General features: G+C 31.4%; 2 protein-coding genes. Both read left to right on the forward strand.

Going from position 1 to position 1,572, the window contains the following annotated elements; genetic code table 11:
- The first annotated feature begins 224 nt into the window (after positions 1-224).
- Positions 225-1,082, forward strand: coding sequence for a T6SS effector amidase Tae4 family protein (locus LS69_RS10005; protein ID WP_238699309.1), 858 nt, complete (start codon positions 225-227; stop codon positions 1,080-1,082).
- Positions 1,083-1,102: 20 nt separating this feature from the next.
- Positions 1,103-1,531, forward strand: a complete 429-nt coding sequence (locus tag LS69_RS10010) for a hypothetical protein (RefSeq protein ID WP_138124686.1) — start codon at positions 1,103-1,105, stop codon at positions 1,529-1,531.
- The last annotated feature ends 41 nt before the right edge of the window (positions 1,532-1,572 follow it).

The raw sequence follows: 1,572 nt of genomic DNA on the forward strand, positions 1-1,572 counted from the left end.
ATCCTTAGATTCTATTTGAATCTTTTGTGCTTTGGTATTATTAGCCTCATCATTATCTTTAAAGGGAATAAAAGAAAGAAAGAGAAGTTTAGTATCTTGAGGGAGAAGAAGTAGAAATAGACATAAAAACACAAGGAGAAAAATTTAGAGTTGAGGGAGTGGTTCAAAATGGTGAAGTAGTTTTTAAAGGTATTTTGAAAGATAAAAAGATATGGAGAAGTTAAATGCCAAATTGTGAAATAAGTATTAACAACATAATAAAAAACATAGAAATTGATAGACCAAGTTTTAAATTTCTGAAAGAATCGTATGAGAAAATCATCAATACAAGGAGTAATCCAATTCTTGAAAATAAATTAAAAAATGCGGTGTATGAGCAACTTATATCTTATGGGCAAGACAAAGAATATGCATTGGAAAATGCAATGGCACTTTCCAATAAAGAATTAATGACAGGTGAAGAATTGGTAGTATATCCAAGATATACCTTAGTTGGAGGAATGTTATTTGCAGAGTATGTTAGATTTATAATAGATGAAAAATGCGATGGAATTGGAAGAAGTGAACCTCACCAAAAATACCCAAATTTTAGCAATACTTGTGCATTATGTGTAAGTTATGCTTTAAACTATGGAGGAATCCCCATAAAAGATTTATGTCATTTACCCTTTGGTGTGTTAAAGGGAGAAGATGGATATTTATACTATACGGGAGTTCCTAGAATTAAAGAATTATTAATGAATAATTGGAATAAAGGCAAAGGAATAAAACCTTTTTCGGAAAGGATAAATAATAAAGAATTTTATAAAGTATTTTATAGCGAGAAAAAAGAATATTTGAACATTATGACTAATCCTCAATTATTGCAGAAAGTGCGGAAAGCTAATCAAGATTTCTTTGATACACTAAAATCCCTTAATCAAAATGGCGTTGTAACAATGGATATTGATGGCTGGGGGAATGCAGGGGGACATACAACATTCTTTGATAAAGAAAGCAAAGGATTCCTAGATGGCACAAATTACTTGCTTTATGAAGATGAGAGGATTTTTGTGCGAGAATTGTGCTTTTGGAAAATATAATTACATTGTAAGGAGATTGCATGAAAAAGTTTCTAGCATTGTTGTGTGTGGTTGTTTTATGTTATGCGGGTAGGGAAGCGGAAGCAATAAATGTTAGTAAAAGTTGCCAAAAATACACTTACAACAAACCACAATCGCCAAATATGACTTATAAAGAAATTGTAGCAACATTGCAAAGACTAGGCATATCGTATTATTTTGGTTTTGATGTAAGTAATATTCGCATTTATCATATTGAATCACTTTGCAGAGTATTTCCCCAATTAGATGATGCAGTTAATGAAATCAAACAATACATTGAAAAAGCTGTATCAGAACAATATAGCATTTATGCGCTTGGAAAAATCTCTGTATGGGATATTGATAAGGCTCTTATGTTTTACGATTCCCCAGACTACCAAGCCGAAATTGAACGCATAGTAAAGAAATATTGTAAGGATTGCAAATAATAATGTGGATAGAATCCTCCAATACGACACAAGAAACACAA

Source organism: Helicobacter sp. MIT 05-5294 (assembly GCF_000765675.1).
In the GTDB taxonomy this organism is placed as follows: Bacteria; Campylobacterota; Campylobacteria; order Campylobacterales; family Helicobacteraceae; genus Helicobacter_D.

Coding starts and splice junctions, on each gene's coding strand:
- LS69_RS10005 (WP_238699309.1), top strand. CDS start 225: ATGCCAAATTGTGAAATAAGTATTAACAACATAATAAAAAACATAGAA.
- LS69_RS10010 (WP_138124686.1), top strand. CDS start 1,103: ATGAAAAAGTTTCTAGCATTGTTGTGTGTGGTTGTTTTATGTTATGCG.